Origin of the sequence: Mycobacterium tilburgii (assembly GCF_902168065.1) — a bacterium.
Classification (GTDB): Bacteria; Actinomycetota; Actinomycetes; order Mycobacteriales; family Mycobacteriaceae; genus Mycobacterium; species Mycobacterium tilburgii.
The window spans coordinates 1-668 of the sequence record NZ_LR655779.1; the positions used below are offsets into that span (position 1 = coordinate 1).

The following is a 668-nucleotide window of genomic DNA, read 5'->3' on the forward strand; positions in this document are numbered from 1 at the left end:
GCGACCACCTGCATCGACAGAATGCTGTCGCCGCCGAGGTCGAAGAACGAGTCGTCGACACCGACCCGTTCGACCCCGAGCACCTGGGCGTAGATGTCGGCCAGGACCTCCTCGACCGCGTCCGACGGCGGGGTATAGCGCACAGCGTTCTGGTATTCGGGTGCAGGCAGGGCGCGTTTGTCGAGTTTGCCGTTGACGGTCAGCGGCAGCGTGTTGAGCACGACGATCGCCGCCGGGACCATGTACGCTGGCAACCGCTCCGCGAGCGCGCTGCGCAGCTGGGTCGGGTCCACGTCGACGGTGCCGGTGACATACCCGACCAGCCGCTTGTCGCCGGGCCGGTCCTCACGGACGATCACGGCCGCCTGCTTGACGCCGTCCAGCGCGGCCAGCGCCGCCTGAACTTCGCCGAGCTCGATGCGGTAGCCACGGATCTTGACCTGCTCGTCGACACGGCCCATGTACAGCAGCTGTCCGTCATCGCCCCACGAAACCAGGTCACCGGTGCGATACATCCGATCCCCCGGCTGCCCAAACGGGCACGCCACGAACCGCGATGCGCTCAACCCGGGTCGGTGCATGTAGCCGACGGCCACCCCGGCGCCGGCGGCGTACAGCTCGCCCACCACGCCGGGCGGGACCGGCTTCAGCCAACGGTCCAGGACGAA

General features: G+C 68.7%; 1 protein-coding gene. It reads right to left on the reverse strand.

Annotation, left to right across the window (positions count from 1 at the left end; translation table 11 throughout):
• Positions 1 to 668 (reverse strand): non-ribosomal peptide synthetase (locus tag FQ389_RS17545; protein WP_144209927.1); only part of this gene is annotated, 668 nt, incomplete at both ends.